The organism is Phaeodactylibacter sp. (genome assembly GCF_040219495.1).
Classification (GTDB): Bacteria; Bacteroidota; Bacteroidia; order Chitinophagales; family Saprospiraceae; genus Phaeodactylibacter.
Genome location: NZ_JAVJSK010000079.1, coordinates 133,155 through 154,105 on the forward strand (window position 1 = coordinate 133,155; position 20,951 = coordinate 154,105).

Here is a 20,951-nt window from a genome sequence, read left to right on the forward strand (position 1 = left end):
GAGCGCGGACCCCCGGCTATTCTAAATGGCTGCAGGTTTATCTTTCACTTTTGATAGCTGCCATACCTTTCTCCAGATCAGACCGTATATCTTCAATGTTCTCAATTCCGACAGATAAGCGGATGAGCCCATCCGAAATGCCTGCCGCCAGCCGTTGCTCTACCGGAACTTTCAGGTGGGACATAGTAGCCGGATGCATGATCAGTGTGTCCACATCACCCATCGTAGGGGCCAGGGTGCAGAGCTCCAACCCTTCAACGAATTGCCGCCCGGCATCGAGCCCGCCTTTAAGTTCGAAGCTCACCATGCCGCCGAAGTGGCGCATTTGCCTGCTGGCCAGTTGATGGTCAGGGTGGTCCGGCAGGCCCGGGTAATTGACCCGGCTGACCTGTGGCTGTTGGATGAGCCATTTGGCCACCTTTGCGGCGTTTTTGCAGTGGCGCTCCATGCGGAGTTCCAGGGTTTTCATGCCGTTGTTCAGCAGCCAGGCCTCGAAGGGGCTGCCATTAGTGCCCAGGAGCTTGAGGGCAGGGAAGACGCGCTCCTGCATGGCCTCAAGGTCCTTGCCCACAATTGCCCCGGCAGTGGAATTGCCATGCCCGTTGAGGTACTTGGTGGTGGAATGCACCACATAGTCGGCCCCCAGCAATAACGGCTGCTGTAGGTAGGGCGTAGCAAAGGTATTGTCCGCTACTGATAATGCACCTTGGGCATGCGCCAAATTGCTGAGCGCCTCAATATCCACACAGCTGAGAGTGGGATTGGCAGGCGTTTCGAAGTAGACCATCCTGATGGCAGGGTGCTGTGCCAGCGTTTCTGCTACGGCATTCAAGTCGGAAAGGTCCGCCATGACTACCCGAAAGCCAAGGGGCTGAAGGACTTTCTGGAACAACTCATTCGTCCCTCCGTACAGGTTGGGCTGCGTAAGGATAGCGTCCCCGGGCTGCAGCAAACCCAGGCAAAGGGTACTGATGGCAGACATACCGGAACTGCAAAACAGGCCACGCCCGGCCTCGGAGCTGCCATGCATTTCCAACTGGGCGACCTTCTCCGTCACCGCATCAATGGTCGGATTGCCAAAGCGGCTGTACAAATGCCCTTGCTGCTCGCCGCTGAAGACCGCCATGCCTTCCGGCAAATCCTCGAAAGCAAAGGAAGAAGTAGCGTAAATGGGCAGTTGGTGAGGGCGGGTGGTTTTGGTGTCCCGGGCAGCACGTACGCACTGCGACCCGAATTGTAGTTTTTTCATGACAGTGAGTTATTGTGTTGGTTTTGAGATGGACTAAACAGTCGCCTCCTGCAAAATGTTAACAGTCGTGACGATATTGGCTGAATTCATACGTGGGCGTGGGCTGTTTTCCCTACCTTTGCAGGCTAAATGAGCGACACCCCAAACATTCCCAAAAAGCAGGCTGTGGAAAAAACGATGGAAGATAATACTTCAGACGAATATTTTGAGCACAAAGTCATCAGGGCGGACCCTAAACAGTCTATGATCCGGATCGATAAATTCCTAAATGACCGGTTGCAGCAAGTCTCTCGCAGCCGGGTGCAGGATGCGATCAGGGCGGGCTCCATAACGGTAGGAGGGAAGCAAATCAAGCCCAACTATAGAATCAAGCCAGGCGATGAAATAGAGGTGGTCTTCCCTCATTACTATTCGGAGGATCAGAACTCCGTCAAACCTCAAAACATACCGCTGGACATCCGATATGAAGACGATGACCTCTTGATTGTACACAAACCTGCGGGCATGGTGGTGCACCCCGGAGTCGGTAATCCGGACAAGACCCTGGTGAATGCGCTGGCGTATCATTTTGGATTTGACGACTTACCGATATTGGAAGGCAATACGCATCATCAAGTGGGGTTAGTGCACCGCATCGACAAGGATACATCGGGTTTGCTGGTGGTTGCTAAGACGGACTACGCGATGACTCATCTGGCCAAGCAGTTTTTTGAACACACCATTGAGCGGCGCTATGTCGCACTGGTTTGGGGTGATTTTGATGAGCCCAAGGGTACTATCGAAGGGCATTTGGGGCGGCACCCTCGCTACAGGGATAAGCATACTGTTTTCCCGGAAGGGGAGGCGGGCAAATGGGCGGTGACCCACTACAGGGTGCTGGAGTCCATGTACTATGTCTCGTTGGTGGAATGCAAGCTGGAGACTGGGCGTACACACCAGATTCGGGTACATATGAAGCACATCGGGCACCCGTTGTTTAATGATTTGAAGTATGGAGGCGACCAAATTGTGAAGGGGACCGTATTCAGCAAGTACAAATCCTTTGTCGAGAACACGTTTCAGGTGCTGCCCCGTCAGGCCTTACATGCTAAAAGCCTAAGCTTTATTCACCCGGGCACCAAGGAGCGGGTACACTTCGACAGCGACCTGCCCGAATCGTTTGAGCAGGCTCTGGAGCGCTGGCGGAAATACCTGCGCGACCGGCAGTCGAAGAAACAGCTTTGATGGAAGCACCTGAATACATTGAGCATACCCGCAACTGGCTGGAACAAATCGTCATTGGGCTGGATTTCTGCCCATTTGCGGTCAAACCGTTCCGGCTTGGGCAAATCCGTATTCAGGTATCTTCTGCTATTTCCCCCGAGGCGCTTTCCCAAGACCTCATCGCGGAAGGCAGGCTGCTTTTGAGCCACCCGTATAGGGAAATCGAAACTACGCTGCTGGTCCACCCTTACGTACTAACAGACTTTGCTGATTTCAACGACTACCTGTGGGGCGTAGAGCAACTGGTGCGTAAGGAAGGCTGGGAGGGTGTTTTGCAGGTGGCTTCTTTTCACCCGGAGTATCAGTTTGCCGGAGAGGCACCGAATGCGGTATCCAATTATACTAACCGTTCGCCTTACCCCATGTTGCACCTGATCCGGGAAGACCGGCTGGAGGAAGCTCTGGAGCATTACGAAGCCCCAGAGGAGATTCCGGAACGGAATATTGCCCGCCTGCAGGCGATGGGGCTGCCCGGAATACTGGAGCGGTTGCATCAAATTAAACCAAAACCTAAGAAATGACACAATCCGAGCGTATTGAAGTGCTGAGCCAGCTCGGCGATCACTTGCTGGGCAAGGATGAGTACCTGGAGGCAGTGATGAAGCGCACCGCTTTCCACAATGGCTGGTTTACGGAAGAGAGTCAACAGGAAGCTATCCGGGAAATTGCCCGGCATTTTCTCAACCGCGACCGGCTTACGGAATGGCTGGGGCGGTACGAGCTGAATACTCCGGCTGCTAAAACGGTGGGTATTGTGATGGCGGGCAACATCCCGTTGGTAGGTTTTCACGATTGGCTGTGTGTCTTTGCGGCCGGTCACCGGGCTCAGGTGAAGTTGTCTGACAAGGACCCTTACCTTTTCCCTTACCTCATGAAGGTACTGGAACGGCTGGATGAGCGCACTGCTGCTTATACGGGAGTTACCGACCGCCTGCAAGGCTTTGAAGCGGTCATTGCTACGGGCAGCAACAACTCTGCCCGTTATTTTGAGACGTATTTTTCCAAATATCCCCACATTATCCGAAAGAACCGTAATGGAGTGGCAGTACTGACCGGGGAGGAGACGCCCGAGGAGCTGCTGGAGCTGGGTAAAGACGTGTTCCGGTACTATGGCTTGGGCTGCCGGAATGTCGCCAAGCTCTACGTGCCCGAAGCTTACAATTTCGACCCGCTGCTGGAAGCTTTGCATGAATACCGGAGGGTAGTGCTGAATACGAAGTACAAAAACAACTTTGACTACAACTACGCCTTGTTTATGCTCAATAATGCAGCATTCAGAGCCAATGGGTGTATCCTGCTGCTGGAGGACCCCAGCCTGCAATCCAGAATTGCCTGCCTGCATTACGAATACTACAGTACACTCAATGCCGTTGCTGATGATTTGGAACGAAGAGCGCATGAAATACAATGTACGGTAGCTAAACCCGGAGTGATCCGAACGGCAACTTTTGACTTCGGGAAAGCGCAAAGACCGGCATTATGGGACTATCCGGATGGAGTGGATACAGTTTCCTTCCTTGTCCATCTCTAATGGGAATTGTGCAATTAGTTTCGGGAATTGTGCAAAATTAAAGACAAATACCTTAATTTGGATTTTGAATTTTTCATTGAAAAATCCAATAGTTTAGTCAAGGACAATTTAAAAGACATTCGGTCGTAACAATTCAACTAATCCAGGTTATTCTGGAGAGGTTTGAAAGGACAGAATGGCCTATTGGTGACCTGGCAGGAAAATCATGGATGATTATTTTGCCCGGTTTGTCCGAAATATAGAAAGCTACCTTAAGCTCACAATATGAGTGGTTTCGATAAGATCTTTTTAGTTGATGACGACAAGATCTTCCTGTTAACAGCAAAATTCAGCCTTAAGCGGGTCTTTCCCGAAGCTGAAATTCAGTCTTTCAGTAACGCTGAAGAGGCTATTGACCGTTTGCTTAAGGGGAAACCAGACTTATTATTGCTTGACCTGAATATGCCAGTCATGGATGGCTGGACCTTTCTGGAGCAACTCGAACAAAGAGGGTCTGCAGTGAATTTTCCGATTTATATCGTTTCCTCTTCTATTGATCCGGCAGACATCAACCGGGCTAACGAGCATTCCCACGTGATGGGTTTCATCGAGAAGCCTTTGGACGAGCATAAGGTGAAAGCTTTACTTTCTCCTTAGCACGCAGGGAAAGAACAGTTAGTTATATTCCCAAATCAGGGCAAAAAAAATCCCGGGTTTTGACGATAAGTCAAATCCCGGGATCTTTTTTTAGTGCACTACTGAACGATCCTACTTAAAGATCAGCTTCTGGAAAGAGAAGCCTTCCTTCAGGCGCAGCTTCAGGTAATAGGTGCCCGATGGCAGCGCCTTCCGGTACACCGTATGCTGGCTATTGTTAATATCCAAATAGGTTTGTACCAATTGGCCGCTTGCGTTGTACAGCTCCATCGTTTTGATGGTGTGCTCTGGTGCCACACTGATCAAAACTTCAGAAGAAGCCGGGTTAGGCGCTGCATTAACACCAATCTCAGTAGGACTGATATTATTGGTGCTCACCTCGATGCAAGATGCAAGATTCATCGCAATACAAGCGCGGGGCCCAACATATGCCAAAATAGTATCCCAGTACATACGGGCACGCTCGGGCATAGGTGGTTCCATCGCATTGATGTTGTCTTCAGCGTAGAAATCCCAGGGTGCGCTGTCAAGTACATCTCCTGTAGGAAATGGGAACAAGCCTTTGTGTCCATCATTACGGGCATTAGCCACCTCTTCAAAATCTTCTACACCAGGGTTATTGACCGCATCAAAAAGATCATTATTGCCCAGCTCATTCATTCTGGCCTGGATGTCATAAGAGCCTGAAACCTCAACTACCGCAAAATCGTCAGAGGGGTCATCAGGGTCGCCAGTACCAGGTACCCGTAGTGTGCCCGTGGTATAGGGGGCAAAGGGGTCAGTAGGTACATGGAAAGAAACCCAGGGTGGTGTATTTTCATCGATCCAGCTAATATCACCCAGGGCACCACCGTTATTTACCGCGAAGCTAATATCTGAAGAGATCTCGTCGCCATTGGCATAAGTAACGTGGTTAGGCATGCATAGCGTATCTCCTGCAGGCAGTACAGGGTATCCCGGGGGAACCATACCGACTGAAGTGCCATAGATGTTACCGTTAATCGCCTCGATTACCATAGGTACTGGATTATTGGGTCCGGGGCCATCAAGGTCAATCAGGAATTTAGGAATCACGACTTCCATGTATTCGTCGAGGGTGGCCGTAGCAGCGACGATATAGCCGCCGGTGCCAACGCCCCAAATACCCACTTTCTCCTGGTCAATTTGGAAAGGGTTTACGTTCCCTTCGCTGTCGCCATCTACTGCCAGTTTACGCATGAAACGTACTGCAGTACGGGCATCTTGTACGCCACGGTAAGCTGCATTGATAAGGAAGAATTTCCGGAAATCCTGAGAAGGGTCAACCGGGTTCCATCCCTTACGGTAATCGATTGCTGCGGCAACATAGCCCCGGGCGGCCAGACGGTTGCACAACTCCACAACGGTTGAATCTGTCTTAGTACCTCCTGTGCCATTATTTGCTGGGAAAGGAAGGAAGTTACCCGTGTGGAAAACCAGCATTACCGGGCGGTCACCGGGTGCGTCAACGGGCTGATACACATCCATCAGTAGTGGGCGGGGTAAAGCTTCATTCGACATTTGAGCAATTACAGGCATTATCGTAGCATTGACACCATAGATGACGTCAGATGTTACTTCTACCTCAAACTGTGCATCCAGGTACAGGGTTTCATCCTGCGCCCGGACACTGACCGCAGTCAAGACCAGCGCCAGGATAAAAAGTAGAGAGTTAATCTTTTTCATAGTCAAGGATTTAAAAAAAAATTTGGTTATTGCAAAAAGTGTAAGTGCATAAAACTCCGCTGTTAAACAGCGGCAAGTTATTTTTTCCATTCGTACACCAGTGAAACATAAGCGAGCCGCCCAATGCGCGGGCCACCGTAGGTTTGGAATACCTCATTATTCAGAATATTAGAGGCGCCGACTTTCACCGTGGTGTTGAGGTCCGTAAAGTTATAGTTAATCTGGCCATCAAGTAAGCCATAGGAGGGGACGAAACCGGTAAACTGAGGGGAGCCCTCGAACAAGAAGCCTTCCACCCATTTGTAATTCACGTTGAAGCCCCAGTTTTTTATTTTTCCGGAACGGATATTCCGACCGGAGAAACCGATGTTGTATTTGTGCCTCGGCGTATTGAAAGCCGGGATAATAGGATCATCCGAGGCAGAGATGATCGCATTGTAAGAATAGTTGCCATTGAGGGAGAAGTAATCCGCAAAATAATAGTTCAGCCCTAAAGAGAAGCCTTGGGTCGTTACGGTTTCCTGGGCATTAGAGGCAAACCGGAAGACTTGTACATCACTTGGGATGAAGGAGGAGGGAGACTCGAATTCTGCATCAATGGCAATATTGAACCCGATAAAATCAGTGTAGATGTTGTAGTAGTACCCTGCGTCAACAAACAAGTTGTTCCAGAGGGTTGCCCGGTAGCCTCCTTCCAGTGTGCGGACGCGCTCCGGGCGAATGGGGTCTATGTCATAGTACTCCAATAGGCTGCGCTGCAAAAAGTTAGACAGGTAGTCCTGGAATGACCCCAGAGTGATTACGCTATCGGCACCGTTCAGGTTGCCCGCCAATGTAGCAGGCCCCACATTAAGGGACAGGAACTGATCTGTCAGGGTGGGGTTACGCACTCCGGAAGAGAAACTCAGCCGTAGATAATGATTGGGGCGGGGCTTCCAGACGACGGAAGCAGCAGGGGAGAAAACGTAGTCGAAATTCTCATTTTTATCTACCCGAAAGGTCGCACTCGTCCGCCATTTCCCGTCACTCATAGTCTTGTTGAGGCCCGCATAAGCCCCGTATTCGTAGTTGGTGATCGTGATACCTGCTGTATCGTAAAAAATGGTGCCCCGTGAGTCCGGGGTGTACAGCCGGCCATTCGCGCCAACGATGATTTCAGCAAAATCAGTATCGAAGCGCTTCTCCGCATGCAGGTGGTAAAGTGCTGACTTATCGTAGAAGCGCGTTCCTCCTTCGGCGTTGTTGAAAGTAGACCGGATGTCGTTGAAAGCCTCATTGAACTCCGGTGTGCCGGGTACAAACCTGCCCGGGCGGTCGTTGACCTGATCGGGAGCGTTGGCAAAGTCTTGTGCCATGCCATGCGCTTCGTTGAGGAAATCCCGGTTATCCTGAAGCCACTGCTGTGCTGCTTCTGAATCGAAGATGATCTCTACCTGCCCTGTAACCGGGTCAAAGATAATCTGTTCGTCCGGGTAGCCCATTTCTACCATTTGTGCGGCTATGCGGTTGTCTTCCCACCACTTTTTGTAGTTGTTGTAGTAGGCACCGTCCCGGACTGCACGGTCCTGTAGCCGCAACGCGGTGAAGTAGGGGTCGTAACTGTCGCCGGCATCTTGTCTAGACATATAAGCCCGGATGAAGAAGTCGCCTTCCTTACGGAATTCAGCCCGCGGCTGGAAAAACTGTATGTTACGCAGGCTAAACCGGTTGTCACCCTGATAAACTGTCGTGCCCCATCCATAGCTCATTCCAAGAACCAGCTCCGGTGACTCCTCCTTGAGTTTGGGGTTGGTACGGATGTAGACCGAGCCCAGGGCTTTGAAATTTCGGGTATCGTAGTCAACGACGTCTTGCTCCTGATAGCCGGGGCGGTGTACCGTTAGCAGCCCCGCTGCTTCGTTAAAGGAGTTGGTCGTATTTTGAGTGAAGTCGCCAAACAGATCGTACTCGTCCCCGTAAGTATTCACGGCATCCCATCCACCAGGGTTACCAGTAGGGGTGAGGGTGCCATCTACGGCCTGAGTGTTGTCCGCAACCCAATCGTCGGCCTGCAGGTAAGAAAGGGTGAATTTATAGGCGATATTCTCATTGCCGTCTTTGTTCTTAAAGCTGTCAGCCCAACGCACCTCTGTGTTCAGCAAGTTGCGTTCGCCCACTTTTACCATGGCAGAGAGCCCTTCTGTATAGAAAGGGTTCTTGGTCTCCATTGAGATTACGCCGTTGAAGGCATTGGGGCCATAAAAGGAAGAGCTTGCGCCCTGTATGATATCCACTTTGCGGACATCAAGCTCCGGGGCACCTAGAAAATTACCGAGTGAAAAGTTCAAGCCAGGCGCCTGATTGTCCACGCCGTCGATAATTTGCAGCGAGCGTACCGGGCTCGTACTATTGAACCCCCGGGTGTTGATGACTTTGAACCCCAAACTGGCGGCCGTTAAGTCGACGCCTTTCAGGTTGCCCAGTCCATCGTAGAAACTAGTCGCGGCGGTCTCTTTGATCGCCAGTACGTCCATCGTCTCCACGGTAAGCGGGGAGGATTTTTGTTTTTCTGAAATACGTTGGCCCCTTACTTCTACCACATCCGTTGTGATGATAGACTCGGCTAGCTTGACCGTGATGGATTTACTGGGCGATTCGACCTCCACAATCTGTGGCTGATAGCCGACGTAAGAGACATTCAGCTTAAGGGGGAATGCGCTTTGCGTACGTAGTGCAAAAGCTCCATCATAATCAGTAACAGTGCCTTCTGTGGTGCCTTCTACAACCACACTTGCGCCAATGAGCGGCTCTTTGGTTGTTTCATCCAATACCTTCCCACTTAGCGAAGTCTGAGCAGCAGAAGTATTGAGTATCATTAAACTAAGAACAAAATTTAGAAACCAACCTATACGTGCAAATTTCATGTTATCCACCTCTATGGTTTAGAAAATTTATTCGGAACTCGAGCGCCAAAATAGGGAATTTTGAATACAATTAGCCCAGCAGGAGGTCATTTAATTTAACCTGTGACACCTCCTGACAATTCACTATCAGGTAAGGAGTTGATTATCAATTGTCAGGAAATAGGGCAATGTTAGCGAATTTTCGCTGTAGTCATATCATGTCTGCTCCGATTGACAATGCAACCCCTAAAATAATGACACCAAGCTTGCGCCAGGACACCCGGTGCTGATGCGTGTCATCGGCTTCGAAAAGAATAGTCGTACTAATATGGAGAAAAGAACCGATGACAAAGCCCAGCAGGTTAGCAATCTGCATGCCAGACAGTGAAAACATGCTGGCAGATAAGGCACCGAGTGGCGACATCAGCGCAAAAATGACAAGGCACGACCAGGCAATTGCTTTATTGAACCCCGACCGGATGAGTAGTGCCACGAGTGCGAAAGCAGCCGGAAGTTTGTGCAGGATTATGCCGAACAGCAATTGCTGCCCGCCTTCATCGTGCTGATGATGGTGAGCGTGGAAGTCTTCAAAGTACCCTAAGGGCATGCCTTCCAAAAAAGCGTGCAGTGATAGCCCGATCATCACCTGAATAGCAAAGCTAAGGGGCTCGTTCTGATGCGCATGTACGTGCCCGTGCTCGATCCCCCGGCTGAACTGCTCCAGAATCAACTGTGTGAAAAAGCCTCCGAGGACCCAGAAACCGGCATTATGCCCGCCCTGCTCAAACACACCGGGCATCAGGTGGAGGACGGTAATGCCCATAATATAGGCTCCGCTGAAGGAAAGGGTAAGCTTCAGCCATTGGCTACTGATGCTACTGTACCGGAAGCTCAGCCACCCGCCGGCAATGACCGTTAAAAACAACGCGAGGTATTCTGGCAAGCTCATGCGATTACTTTTTGAAGGTTCAGGGCCGGCCACGCGTTGAACGCCCTGGCGAGGCCAAAGCCGATAAGGCTACCAATGCAACCACCAACGATCACATCGAGCGGATAATGGACGCCCACATACACTTGCCCATAGGCGATACTTAGTGCCCACAGCAAGAAGGGCCATCGGACCCATTTGTAAATACGGCCCAATGTCAGTATGATGAACCAGGCAATAGCCAGGTGGTTTGTGGCATGGGAAGACGTGAAGCTGTAGCCACGGCCGCAGCCTCCTCTTTGCATTACTTCAAAGGGGAGTTCTGTATTGTTGCAGGGGCGCAGGCGCTCAAAAGTGGGTTTCATGACCTTACTGCTTACGGTATCGGCAACACCAACCGTCAGCACCACCCCCAGTATAAAGTAAAGGCCCCTGAGCCTGAACCGGTAAATAGCCACGCCTGCAAGGATCAGATATAAAGGGATCCAGGTTTTCTTGTCCCGCCACCAGGGCATGACTTCGTCCAAAAGCGGATTGGTCCACACCCCATTCAGGAGGTGGAACAGCGATTCATCCCAATGGATTATATTTTCGAGGAGTGCTTCCATACCTTAAGGGTTGCTGAGGTTGGCGACAAGGATTAGGCGGGGGCTTTCCATCCAATTGTACGGTTGTAGCTGATAGTCTCCGTAGGTCCTTAGGATATGGAGTCCGGCGGCTGCAAACAGGCGTTCAAAGTCGGATAGCTCAAAAAGACGTACCCGCTCTTCGAAGTAGTAGTTCTTGTGGCCATCAGCAAATTGAATGGTCTTGATGACATGTTTGCCGTCCAGCCGCTTATGCAAGTCAAAAGAAAGGTCTCCGATTTTGCGGTGCTCATGGCCCGTGAGGCGTTGCCTGACATAGTGAGTGTTAAAGAAGTCGAGCACGAAAGTACCTTCCGGCTTTAAGCTGTGGGCTACGCTGTTCAGCGTTTGGAGGTCTTCAGCCTCTTCTTCAAAGTAACCAAAGCTGGTGAAAAAGTTGAAGATATAGTCAAAAGCGCTTTCCTGGAAGGGCTGCCGCATATCGTGGGTGTAGAAGTGCAGCCGCTCATGCCCAAACTGCCGGGCGAAGTCAATACTTTTTTTGGAAAGGTCCAGCCCCGTCACTTTGTAGCCTTTACTTGCAAGGTGCCGCGAGTAACGGCCTTTACCACAGGCCAGGTCCAGCATGTGGCTGCCGGGAGGAGGGCTGAGGGTGTTCAGAAGGTGATCAATAAACCTTTCTGCTTCTGATTCGTCCCGGTTTTTGTACAAAATATGATAGTAAGGCGAATCAAACCATTCCGCGAACCATTCTGCTTTGACCATTTTACCTGATTAAGTTAACGGGCGCAAAGATAGCCTTCCCAGAGGGTTTTGCAACGAAGTTGCAAGATATTTGCCGGGTCAGAAAGCCCATATTACGCCTAAAGTGTTGCCTTGCAGCCCAAAACCAGCCTGTACTTTCATCCGGTTTTGGAGCTTCCTGTGGAGTTCCGGGATCAGGATGCCCATTCCCGCTCCAATCAAACCGCCGGCAATGACATCAGATGGGAAATGCTTTAGCGCACGTACCCGAAGCCACGCAACAGTGGCTGTGGGCAGGCTGGCTGCACCAAAAAGAAGCCAACGCCGGCTGCCCCATTCCGGGTGATAATCGTGCAGTACCTTGGCCAAAAAGAAACTTCCCATAGCGGTGGTAGCTACATGGCCTGAATAAAAAGAATTTCGCATGTTGCCCGATTGGCGCTCATCAAACGGTACCTCCTCGTAGAAGGCAAGCGGGCGGTATCGGTCTACAAATGTGGGCCCGAGTGGGCTGTAAGTGTACAGATTTGAGGTCAGTGCAAAGGTTTCGAGGTACAACAGTGCTACATCCAGGTAGTCTTTTTTGACCTTTCCGTCTAGCAATAAAAGAAAGGGCACGCTCGCTGTTCCGTACATTAATATATCAGAGACTCGGTGAGCCTGTTCCCGTTTGCCGGGATCCTGCGTCAGCCCTGATCGGTTCAATCGGCTAACGCTGTTTGTCATTAGTTGATTGAGTTCGGGCTTGGTTAGACGGGGCTTATTCTTCACCCTGGACAAGCCTTCGAAATTGGTATACGCACCTACCAAAGCCACTCCGCCACTTGCCCACCGATTCACATGGTATACACCGAGGCTGTCCCCGAGGTTATGTTGAGCGGAAGTGTTTGAAAATGGAAGGGTTGCACACAGCAGTAAAAGCCAGATTAGCTTCATGAACAGTATTCAATTTTCTTACCTAAAGGTCGCCAGGCCGGGATTAGTTCGCAGGTTAGAAGTGGGTTTCGTAGAACTGAACGACCCGCTCGTCGATTAGGATGTCCTGCATGCGCAGTGGTGTTTTCAGAACGATGCCTTCCAGGCTCCGGCAACGGCTGAGCGCTACGTAGGTCTGCCCGTGCTCAAAGGCCCCTCTTCCCAGGTCGATAATGACTTTGTCAAAAGTTTTCCCCTGTGATTTATGGATCGTAATCGCCCACGCCAGACGAAGGGGCAGCTGCTTAAAAGTGCCCAGAGTCTCCGTATCTATTCGGTTGGGGTCTTTTTCACTGGGTTTGTACTTCAGGACTTCCCATTCCATAGGCTCTACTTCGAGTTGGGCCGGCGTGCCATCAGCCTGTTCAATCTGTATAGTTACCGTTTTCTTGTCCAGTTTGATCACCTTACCGATAGTCCCATTGACAAAACGCTTGTCGGGGTCGTTTTTGATGAACATCACCTGTGCGCCGAGCTTGAGCTTAAGGGCCGGGTCGGCAGGGTAGAGGCGAGGGTTAAACTGCCCGCTGATGGTGGCGACATAGGTCTTTTCTTCCAGGGGAATACGGCTGAGCTCTTTTTGATTGATGCGGTCCACCGTAGCGTTCCGGGCGGAAAGGGTAACGTAGAAATCTTCCGGCTCAAACTTGGGCAGGTACCGGCTGTTGAGGTCTTCCAGGTCATCATAGTCGAGCCGGTTGAGGCGTACTGATTCCAGGAGGCGGAGGAAGTTGCGGTTCTCTTGTCGGTAGACTTTATTGAGCTCCAGCATTTCCAGAGAGAATTGCTGCTCCCGGAAAACTTGAGCAGAGAAAAAGTAAGGCGAATCGTATTCCAACTGGAAGCGCATAGCCTCAATATCGTTGGCAACAACCGGGGGCAATTGGAACATATCACCGAAGAAGACCACCTGCAACCCCCCAAAGGGGGCGGGCACGTCCCGGTTGATGCGCAGGAACCAGTCGATATTGTCCAGCATGTCTGCGCGCACCATGGAGATTTCATCGATGACGAGCACCTCGAGGCGGGTATATAACCCCCGGTTGCGGCGCTTTTTGATGTCTTGCCGGGCGAGGGGCTTGGGAGGGAAGCCAAAAAACGAATGTATGGTCTGGCCGCCTACGTTGAGCGCTGCAATGCCGGTTGGGGCCAACACCACCGTCTTTTTGCGCGTGGTGTTACGGAAGAGCTGTAGCAAAGTGGATTTGCCGGTGCCTGCCCGGCCCGTGACAAATACATTGCGCTCTTCATTTTCTATCATTTGAAGGGCAGCTTTAAAATCGCCGCTAAGTTCAAGTGGTGCTTTATCGAATGCCAAAAGCCTTTGATTTTTCAGCCTCGCCAGGCTACCCTGCAGGCTTAACCATGAAAACATATACCGGAAAGTGGTCGCTATAGCCTCCAAGGTACTCATTTCCCCCAAAAGTCCTAAACGGATAGCCCTTGAAGCGGCCGTGTTTCTGGAGCATATAGCGGGGGTTGTGGATTCTGACTTTGTAAAACCGATAGCCTTCCTGCCGCTCATCCAGCAATCCATCGGAAAGCAACATCTGGTCGAAAAGGCTCCAGGCGTCGCGGTAAGCCAGCGTACCAATGCCTTTGCGGTATAGCTCATACATGGGGTTGTAAAACTCAGCTTTGCGCACTTTACGGCGGTTGGTCTTCGCACCAATCACGTCCTTGACGGAGGGGCTGATGGGGTCGTCGTTGAGGTCGCCCATGATGATGATTTTGGCTTTAGGGTCTTCGGCAAATATGGAGTCTGCAGCTGTTTTGCAGACCAGCGCAGCCTTGTTGCGTGCCGGCTGACTGGCGGCTTCCCCACCACTCCGGCTGGGCCAGTGGTTGACCATGAAGTGCATGGGCTCCCCGTCGAACAGCCCGGAAACGAGCAGCACATCCCGCGTGTAGTCGGGCTCGCCGTCCCGGTAAAGCTCAATAAACATGTTCTTATGCCCCTGGAGCTCAAAGTATTTCGGGTTGTACAGTAAGGCTACATCAATCCCCCGCTCGTCCGGGGAGTCCTGATGTACAATCTGGTAGTTGCGGTCTTTAAGGAGCGGGTGCTTGACAAAGTCCTCAAGTACGCTGCGGTTTTCGATCTCGGATACGCCAAGTACGGCCACGCCGTCCGGGGTGACATCCGTGGCTAGTTCGGCTACGACTTTGGCCAGGTTGTCCAGTTTGGCCTGATAGCGCTTGGTGTCCCATACTTTGCTGCCGGCGGGGGTGAATTCGGTATCGCGGACGTCTTCAGTATCAAGGGTGTCAAAGAGGTTTTCGAAGTTGTAAAAACCCACTGCACCAATCTTGTAATTTTGCTGAGCAGTGAGCGACGCGCCCATAATGAGGAAGGCGGAAAAGGTTAGTAGGAACTGGCGGATCATGGTATTTGTGGATTGGTAGGTAAAGATCAAACTGTGGGCGTTCGAGTTTAGCATAAAATCTGTTTTCTCGTGTTTGGGCTGCAGGAGGAGCCGGCGCCCGCAAATATATTGATTCTGGGTTTATAAAAACGAAGGCTAAATCAGTCAGCAGCATTAAGTTTACGTTAATTTTTAGACAGCCGGACTTAAATAAAGTTATTTTTCTTCTACTTTTGCACACGTTTTCAGGAACGAATGCCCCCTGATAACCATTCAACTATCCCAATATCGACACTCTGCTCCATCGTACATTTTTCTGATTCAAACTATACCTATGCAACTGAAAAGCACGCTTTTAACCCTCTTAGCGCTTTTGCCGGCATGGCTGGTGCAGGCGCAAGTTGAGGTCCGCGGCGCTGTCCTTGATAGTGAAACAGCTTTGCCGATTGCTGCCGTCGTTGTTACCCTCGATGATGGTACCACAGCAGTTTCGGATGAAAAAGGCGCTTTCACCTTCTTTGACGTGCCGGAGGGCGCTCATGACTTTACCTTCCGCAGTAAAGAATCTTACATCGAGCAAACGCTGAGTACCACCGTTAGCGATCAGGGCGACGGAGTCTATGATCTGGGCAAAGTCCGGTTGGTGCCTACGCAGCGTGAAGAAGGGATCACCAACAAGGAAGACTTTATCCCGACAATTACCCTTTCGGATGGTGACCTGGAGCAGGAAACCGACAATCAGAACATCTCCGGGGTGCTTGCTGCTTCCCGGGACGTTTTCGTTTCGGCGGCGGCCTTTACCTTTGGGCCTGCACGCTTCCGTATCCGCGGGTACGACTCTGAAAATACAGCCATCTATATTAATGGTGTACCTTTTAACGAGCTGGAAAACGGCCGGGCCTTCTGGAGTGCCCTGGGCGGACTGAACGACGTGACCCGCAACCGGAGCGCCGAAATTGGGCTCAGCCCGCTTTCTTATGCCTTTGGCGGTGTGGGCGGTGGTTCTTCCATTGATACCCGCGCCTCTTCTCAGCGCGAACAGACCCGCCTGACGATGTCCGCAACCAACCGCGGGTACCGTTGGCGGACTATGCTGACCCATTCCACCGGTATGATGGACAACGGTTGGGCCTTTTCCTTTTCCGGGTCCCACCGCTGGGCACAGGAAGGCTATGAGCCGGGCAGCTTTTATGATGCTTATGCTTATTTTTTGGCTGTTGACCGCAAGCTGGGCGATAAACACCTGCTCAACCTCACGGCTTTCGGGGCACCAACCAAACGGGGCCGCGCCGGTGCAAGTACGCCGGAAATGTACGAACTGGCGGACAACAACTACTACAACCCCTTCTGGGGCTACCAAAACGGAGAAAAGCGCAATTCCCGGATTTCCAATATCCATCAGCCGGTTATCATGCTGCGGCATGACTGGCAGATCAATGAAAACGCAACCCTGACCACCACCGCGTCCTATCAATTTGGGCGCGTCGGCAGTACCGCACTCAACTGGTTTGAAGCTCCTGACCCAAGGCCGGATTACTACCGTAACCTGCCGAGCTACTTTGAGTCGATTGGGCAGCCGGAAGCAGCCTCGATCCTGGAACAAGACCTGCGCAACAACGAATCCTCCCGTCAGATCAACTGGGATCAGTTCTATGAAGTCAACCGGACTTCTCAGCTGGCGGACAAGTATCCGCAGTTCCTGGAAGGGCAGGAAGCGGAGGGCCGCTGGGCGCAATATATGGTGGAAGACCGCCGCTATGACTCTGAAGAGCTGGACTTCTACACGAATTATAACCATGTTATCAGCGATATCTTTACCCTGAGCGGTGGCTTGTCCTACCAAACGCAGACTATCGATAACTTCAAGGTCATTGAAGATCTGCTGGGGGCCGATTACTTTGTAGATATTGATGCCTTTGCCGTACGTGATTTTCCGGATGAGCCTAACGTGCAGCAGAGCGACCTCAATAACCCCAACCGCGTTGTGCGCGAAGGCGACCGTTTTGGCTGGGACTACGATATTGATGTACGCCGGGCTGGCGGATGGCTGCAAGGGCAGTTCATCCTGCCTAAGTTTGATATTTTCGCAGCCATTGACGCTTCACAGACACGGTTTTGGCGCACCGGCAAATACCGCACCGGTCGCTTCCCGGATCAGTCCTTTGGGGAATCTGAAAAGCAGACCTTTAATAATCTTGGTGTCAAGGGCGGTATCACTTACAAGATTGATGGCCGGAATTACCTCTTCGCCAACGGTACGCACACGACCCGCGCACCATTCGTACGTAACGCGTACGTGTCGCCCCGTACCCGCGATCAGCTGGTGCCCGGGCTGGAAAGCGAAACCATCTACGGCGGTGAAGTAGGCTATCTGCTGCGCTCGCCTAATATTCAGGGCCGTGCTTCGCTTTACTACACCCAATTTGACAACCGCACCGAGATCATCCGCTTCTATAATGACCTGCAACGGGCATTCGGTAGTTTGGTGATGACCGGGCAGGATCAGCTGCATCAGGGCGCAGAACTGGCCATTGAAGCCAAAGTAACGCCTTCGATGAGCATCCGGGGTGTTGCGGCTATCGGTGAGTTTGTCTACAACAGCAACGCCCAGGGTGCCTTGTTTGGCGACGATCAGGAGACCTTTGAGCTGGTAAACAGCGAATTTGAGGTATACCAGAAAGGCCTGAAAGTGCCTGGCCGGCCACAAAATGCTTACACCCTGGGCTTAAACCTTAGGCCAAAGGGCTTTTGGTTCGCTTACCTGAACTTCAACTACTTCGATAACGTATTCATCGATTTTAACCCGATCAGCCGGTCGCCCGAGGCAGTGATTGGCCTGGAGCCCAACTCGCTGGAGTATGATCGAATCGTCGCGCAGCGTCAGACCGACGGGCAGTTTACCGTGGATCTCTTTGGCGGTAAATCGTTCAAGTTTGGCAAGACTTACCTGTACATCAACGGGGGGATCAACAATATTCTGAACAATACAGAATTCATCACCGGTGGTTTTGATCAGTTGCGTTTCGATTTTGATACCCGTACCGGTAACGATTCTGTATTTCAGCCGCGTTACTATTACCTGTACGGGCGCAACTTCTTTGTCAACGTAAGCCTGCGTTTGTAAAGGCAACCTCAATCATCATTTAGAAAGATAAAAATTTATTATACCATGAAATTTCAGTTCTCCAAGCTGTTCTTTTTTAGCCTGCTAATGGGGCTGGCTGTTTTGCCTTCTTGTGTGGATACCGAATTCGAGGAGCCGCCCGTAACGGGAGAAGCGCTCGAAGTAAACGGCAACACTTCTATTGGTGATCTCAAGAACCTTTATATCCCCGGACGCCTGACAGTCATCGAAACCGATGTTATCATTCAGGGTATTGTGGTGGGCAACGATGTGCAGGGCAATTTCTTCCGTTCCCTGATTATTCAGGATAGCACTGCCGGTATTGAAGTGCTGATCAACCTGACGGATGCCTTTAACCTGTTCCCGCTGGGCCGCGAGGTGGCCATTGATTGTAAAGGCCTGGTATTGGGCGAGTACAACGGTATTGTACAACTGGGCGGCTACATCTTTGAAGAAGGGGGCGCAGAAGAGTTGGGCGATATCATCGACTACAACGATCGCATCTACCGTGGTATGCTGGTGGGAGAACCGGAGCCTGCGGTACGCACGATCACCTCCCTGGGCACCAACGATATTTCTACACTGATCAAACTGGAAGACGTTGAGTTTGCCTCCTTTGAGCTTGGCCTGACTTACGCTGATGCTTTCGGCCGCAGCACCCTCAACCGCACCCTGCAGGATTGCAACGGCAACGAGATTGTGGTCCGCACGAGTGGGTTTGCCGATTTTGCTATTGATACCTTGCCGGACGGCAACGGTTCGCTGACTGCGATCTTCAATGTCTTTGGAGATACGAAGCAGTTGTTCCTCCGTAGCGCAGACCTTGATGTGGAGATGACCGGAACCCGCTGCAATGCCGGTACCGGAGAGGAAGAACTTATGAGCATACGGGAGCTACGGGACGTTTTCGCAGCCGGAACCACAGAAGGGCCTGAAGACCGCAAAATACGTGGCGTGGTGATCTCTGACAATCAGAGCGGCAACTTCGATGGCCGGGTAGCAGTCATACAAGATGGCACCGCTGGTATTACGATTTTTTTCCAGGGCGACCACGGGTTCAGCCTGGGCGAAGAAATCGAAGTAGTGGTTTCGGGCCAGGAATTGACGCTGTACAACGACCTGTTGCAACTGGACTTTATCAACAACGATCTGGCTTCTTCCAATGGTATGGGCGACCCTGTGGAGCCCCGCGTCACCACGATTGGAGAAGTACTGGATAATGCCGAGGTCTGGGAGTCCACGCTGGTCCTCATCAACGGAGCGAGTATTTCCGGCAGTGCGACCTTCGCCGGGGCCACAACGGTAAGCGATGGCTCAGGAAGCATGACCATGTTTACACGTAATTCTGCAACCTTCGCCAGCTCGGCCCTGCCTGCTGAGCCTGTGGAGATGACGGCTATTGTCTCTCAGTTCAACAATTATCAGCTGGTCATCCGCAACCTGGCAGATGTGGGGGGCGAAACCGGAGGTGGCGGTGGCGACCCGGAGGCGATCAGCCTGTCTGAATTACGTGCCTTGTTTGCAGGCGGGGCCGCAGCGGTTCCTGCCAATCGCTTTATCAACGCGGTGGTGATTTCTGATGTAGACGCAGGTAATACTACAGGTCGTAATATGGTGGTACAAGATGAAACCGGCGGAATTGTTGTACGCTTTACTGACAACCACAGTTTTGCTTTGGGCGAGGAGGTGGAAATCAACGTTGGCGGCAATGAGTTGAGCGAGTTTAGTGGACTGCTTCAGATCAATGCCGTAGACAATGCCGCAGCGATGAGCATGGGCAATGGCACGATGCCAGAACCCAGGAACGCTACGGTGCAGGAGATTCTGGACAATGCCGAAGCCTGGGAGTCTACCCTCGTCCTGGTATCAGATATTGCATTTACAGAAGGCGGCACCTTCTCAGGTGCTAAAACACTCGATGACGGAACGGGTACGATCGCCACGTTCACCCGGAATCAGGCCACCTTCTCTGGCAGCACCGTGCCCGACGGCACTTTTGCGCTTACCGCAATGGTTTCTGATTTTGACGGGGCACAGCTCACCCTGCGTAACCTCAATGATATTCAGCAGTAAGCATCTGTTGAACCATTCTGATTGAAAAGCCTTAATAAGGGGAGCAGTGCACTTAAGCTGCTCCCCTTACTTGAAAGTAGCTATGGCAAAGACAAAAAAACAAACTGCTCCTTTTCAGTTTAAACAGTTCGCGGTACAGCAGGAACGTTGTGCGATGAAAGTCGGTACGGACGGCATTATGCTGGGCGCCTGGGCTGAAGTAGCGGGTGTTTCCAAAGCATTGGATATCGGAACGGGAACCGGTGTGATTGCCCTAATGCTGGCACAGCGGGCCCCAGAAGCTGCTATTCATGGTATTGATATTGACGAAGTGGCTTGTCAGCAGGCTCGTGAAAACTTCGAAGCGGCTCCCTGGAAAGACCGGCTGTCCATTATCCAGGAATCTATACAAGACTATGCCCGCACCACCCGGACTTCCTACGACCTCATCGTATCTAATCCACCTTTCTTTTCCGGAGGTACTTTCGGCATGAAGGAAGAGCGCGCTATTGCCCGGCAAACGGTCCGCATGCCGCACGGAGATTTGCTTATTGCGGTACGGCAGTTGTTAGCCAGGAGCGGCCGGTTTTGTCTGGTACTGCCCTATTTGGAAGGGCTGCGTTTTCAGGAGCGGGCGGAAGAATACCATTTGTTTTGCACCAAAGTCACCGAAGTCAAGCCATCACCGGATGCGCCGGTCAAGCGGTTACTGATGCAGTTTGAGCAGGAAGATAAACCCACCGAAACCGATCAGCTGGTCATCAGGGCAACAGATGCAGAAGACTCCTACACCACAGATTACCGGGCGCTACTCAAAGACTTCTTACTGAAATTTTAATATATAGATAACACGGCACCGCTCGCTTATGAGCACATTCTGCCTAGTTTTGCTCCTTTGCTTAACCCTCAA

The 20,951-nt window shown here is 51.6% G+C and carries 16 protein-coding genes; 7 read left to right on the forward strand and 9 right to left on the reverse strand.

Annotated elements, in window-relative coordinates:
- Positions 1-37: 37 nt before the first annotated feature.
- The gene (locus RIC19_RS11900) at positions 38-1,249 is read right to left on the reverse strand and encodes a trans-sulfuration enzyme family protein (protein ID WP_350178542.1); all 1,212 of its coding nucleotides are present in this window, start codon (positions 1,247-1,249) and stop codon (positions 38-40) included.
- 177 nt (positions 1,250-1,426) lie between these two features.
- Between RIC19_RS11900 and RIC19_RS11905 the strand changes: the two genes are divergently transcribed.
- The 4 genes from RIC19_RS11905 (at position 1,427) to RIC19_RS11920 (ending at position 4,679) form a co-directional block, all read left to right on the forward strand.
- Positions 1,427-2,473 (forward strand): RluA family pseudouridine synthase, encoded by a 1,047-nt coding sequence (locus RIC19_RS11905; RefSeq protein WP_502930835.1) that lies wholly within the window; start codon positions 1,427-1,429, stop codon positions 2,471-2,473.
- Positions 2,473-3,033 carry a DUF1415 domain-containing protein gene (locus RIC19_RS11910; protein WP_350178544.1) on the forward strand — a complete coding sequence of 187 codons (561 nt, stop codon included), beginning with the start codon at positions 2,473-2,475 and terminating at the stop codon, positions 3,031-3,033. Before RIC19_RS11905 ends, RIC19_RS11910 begins: the two co-directional genes overlap by 1 nt.
- Positions 3,030-4,043: an acyl-CoA reductase gene (locus tag RIC19_RS11915; protein WP_350178545.1), complete on the forward strand. Its 1,014-nt coding sequence runs from the start codon at positions 3,030-3,032 to the stop codon at positions 4,041-4,043. The genes RIC19_RS11910 and RIC19_RS11915 overlap by 4 nt, the downstream gene beginning before the upstream one ends.
- 264 nt (positions 4,044-4,307) lie before the next feature.
- Entirely contained in the window at positions 4,308-4,679 is a 372-nt protein-coding gene (locus tag RIC19_RS11920; protein WP_350178546.1) for a response regulator, read from the forward strand.
- A gap of 111 nt (positions 4,680-4,790) precedes the next feature.
- Here RIC19_RS11920 and RIC19_RS11925 read toward each other — a convergent pair whose 3' ends face one another.
- From RIC19_RS11925 to RIC19_RS11960, 8 genes are all read right to left on the reverse strand, one after another.
- Positions 4,791-6,383 (reverse strand): T9SS type A sorting domain-containing protein, encoded by a 1,593-nt coding sequence (locus RIC19_RS11925; RefSeq protein ID WP_350178547.1) that lies wholly within the window; start codon positions 6,381-6,383, stop codon positions 4,791-4,793.
- 77 nt (positions 6,384-6,460) lie between these two features.
- Positions 6,461-9,238 carry a TonB-dependent receptor gene (locus RIC19_RS11930; protein ID WP_350178548.1) on the reverse strand — a complete coding sequence of 926 codons (2,778 nt, stop codon included), beginning with the start codon at positions 9,236-9,238 and terminating at the stop codon, positions 6,461-6,463.
- A 238-nt stretch (positions 9,239-9,476) separates the two neighbouring features.
- Positions 9,477-10,214, reverse strand: a complete 738-nt coding sequence (locus tag RIC19_RS11935; RefSeq protein ID WP_350178549.1) for a ZIP family metal transporter — start codon at positions 10,212-10,214, stop codon at positions 9,477-9,479.
- Complete coding sequence (locus tag RIC19_RS11940) at positions 10,211-10,801, reverse strand: phosphatase PAP2 family protein (protein WP_350178550.1); 591 nt, start codon at positions 10,799-10,801, stop codon at positions 10,211-10,213. The genes RIC19_RS11935 and RIC19_RS11940 overlap by 4 nt, the downstream gene beginning before the upstream one ends.
- Before the next feature lie 3 nt (positions 10,802-10,804).
- Entirely contained in the window at positions 10,805-11,545 is a 741-nt protein-coding gene (locus RIC19_RS11945) for an SAM-dependent methyltransferase (protein ID WP_350178551.1), read from the reverse strand.
- Between the two features lie 78 nt (positions 11,546-11,623).
- A complete protein-coding gene (locus RIC19_RS11950; protein ID WP_350178552.1) occupies positions 11,624-12,460 on the reverse strand; it encodes a phosphatase PAP2 family protein in 837 nt (278 codons plus the stop codon).
- A gap of 55 nt (positions 12,461-12,515) precedes the next feature.
- The gene (locus tag RIC19_RS11955) at positions 12,516-13,817 is read right to left on the reverse strand and encodes an ATP-dependent DNA helicase (protein WP_350178553.1); all 1,302 of its coding nucleotides are present in this window, start codon (positions 13,815-13,817) and stop codon (positions 12,516-12,518) included.
- Positions 13,818-13,845: 28 nt separating this feature from the next.
- Entirely contained in the window at positions 13,846-14,940 is a 1,095-nt protein-coding gene (locus tag RIC19_RS11960) for an endonuclease/exonuclease/phosphatase family protein (protein WP_350178554.1), read from the reverse strand.
- A gap of 259 nt (positions 14,941-15,199) precedes the next feature.
- On the opposite strand from RIC19_RS11960, the gene RIC19_RS11965 reads away from it, so the two are divergent.
- The 3 genes from RIC19_RS11965 (at position 15,200) to RIC19_RS11975 (ending at position 20,879) form a co-directional block, all read left to right on the forward strand.
- Positions 15,200-17,989, forward strand: coding sequence for a TonB-dependent receptor plug domain-containing protein (locus tag RIC19_RS11965; RefSeq protein WP_350178555.1), 2,790 nt, complete (start codon positions 15,200-15,202; stop codon positions 17,987-17,989).
- A gap of 45 nt (positions 17,990-18,034) precedes the next feature.
- The gene (locus RIC19_RS11970; protein WP_350178556.1) at positions 18,035-20,062 is read left to right on the forward strand and encodes a DUF5689 domain-containing protein; all 2,028 of its coding nucleotides are present in this window, start codon (positions 18,035-18,037) and stop codon (positions 20,060-20,062) included.
- Between the two features lie 82 nt (positions 20,063-20,144).
- A complete protein-coding gene (locus tag RIC19_RS11975) occupies positions 20,145-20,879 on the forward strand; it encodes a tRNA1(Val) (adenine(37)-N6)-methyltransferase (RefSeq protein ID WP_350178557.1) in 735 nt (244 codons plus the stop codon).
- Positions 20,880-20,951 lie beyond the last annotated feature (72 nt).

Coding starts and splice junctions, on each gene's coding strand:
- RIC19_RS11920 (WP_350178546.1), top strand. CDS start 4,308: ATGAGTGGTTTCGATAAGATCTTTTTAGTTGATGACGACAAGATCTTC.
- RIC19_RS11925 (WP_350178547.1), bottom strand. CDS start 6,383: ATGAAAAAGATTAACTCTCTACTTTTTATCCTGGCGCTGGTCTTGACT.
- RIC19_RS11900 (WP_350178542.1), bottom strand. CDS start 1,249: ATGAAAAAACTACAATTCGGGTCGCAGTGCGTACGTGCTGCCCGGGAC.
- RIC19_RS11975 (WP_350178557.1), top strand. CDS start 20,145: ATGGCAAAGACAAAAAAACAAACTGCTCCTTTTCAGTTTAAACAGTTC.
- RIC19_RS11905 (WP_502930835.1), top strand. CDS start 1,427: ATGGAAGATAATACTTCAGACGAATATTTTGAGCACAAAGTCATCAGG.
- RIC19_RS11940 (WP_350178550.1), bottom strand. CDS start 10,801: ATGGAAGCACTCCTCGAAAATATAATCCATTGGGATGAATCGCTGTTC.
- RIC19_RS11930 (WP_350178548.1), bottom strand. CDS start 9,238: ATGATACTCAATACTTCTGCTGCTCAGACTTCGCTAAGTGGGAAGGTA.
- RIC19_RS11915 (WP_350178545.1), top strand. CDS start 3,030: ATGACACAATCCGAGCGTATTGAAGTGCTGAGCCAGCTCGGCGATCAC.
- RIC19_RS11950 (WP_350178552.1), bottom strand. CDS start 12,460: ATGAAGCTAATCTGGCTTTTACTGCTGTGTGCAACCCTTCCATTTTCA.
- RIC19_RS11965 (WP_350178555.1), top strand. CDS start 15,200: ATGCAACTGAAAAGCACGCTTTTAACCCTCTTAGCGCTTTTGCCGGCA.
- RIC19_RS11935 (WP_350178549.1), bottom strand. CDS start 10,214: ATGAGCTTGCCAGAATACCTCGCGTTGTTTTTAACGGTCATTGCCGGC.
- RIC19_RS11960 (WP_350178554.1), bottom strand. CDS start 14,940: ATGCTAAACTCGAACGCCCACAGTTTGATCTTTACCTACCAATCCACA.
- RIC19_RS11970 (WP_350178556.1), top strand. CDS start 18,035: ATGAAATTTCAGTTCTCCAAGCTGTTCTTTTTTAGCCTGCTAATGGGG.
- RIC19_RS11945 (WP_350178551.1), bottom strand. CDS start 11,545: ATGGTCAAAGCAGAATGGTTCGCGGAATGGTTTGATTCGCCTTACTAT.
- RIC19_RS11910 (WP_350178544.1), top strand. CDS start 2,473: ATGGAAGCACCTGAATACATTGAGCATACCCGCAACTGGCTGGAACAA.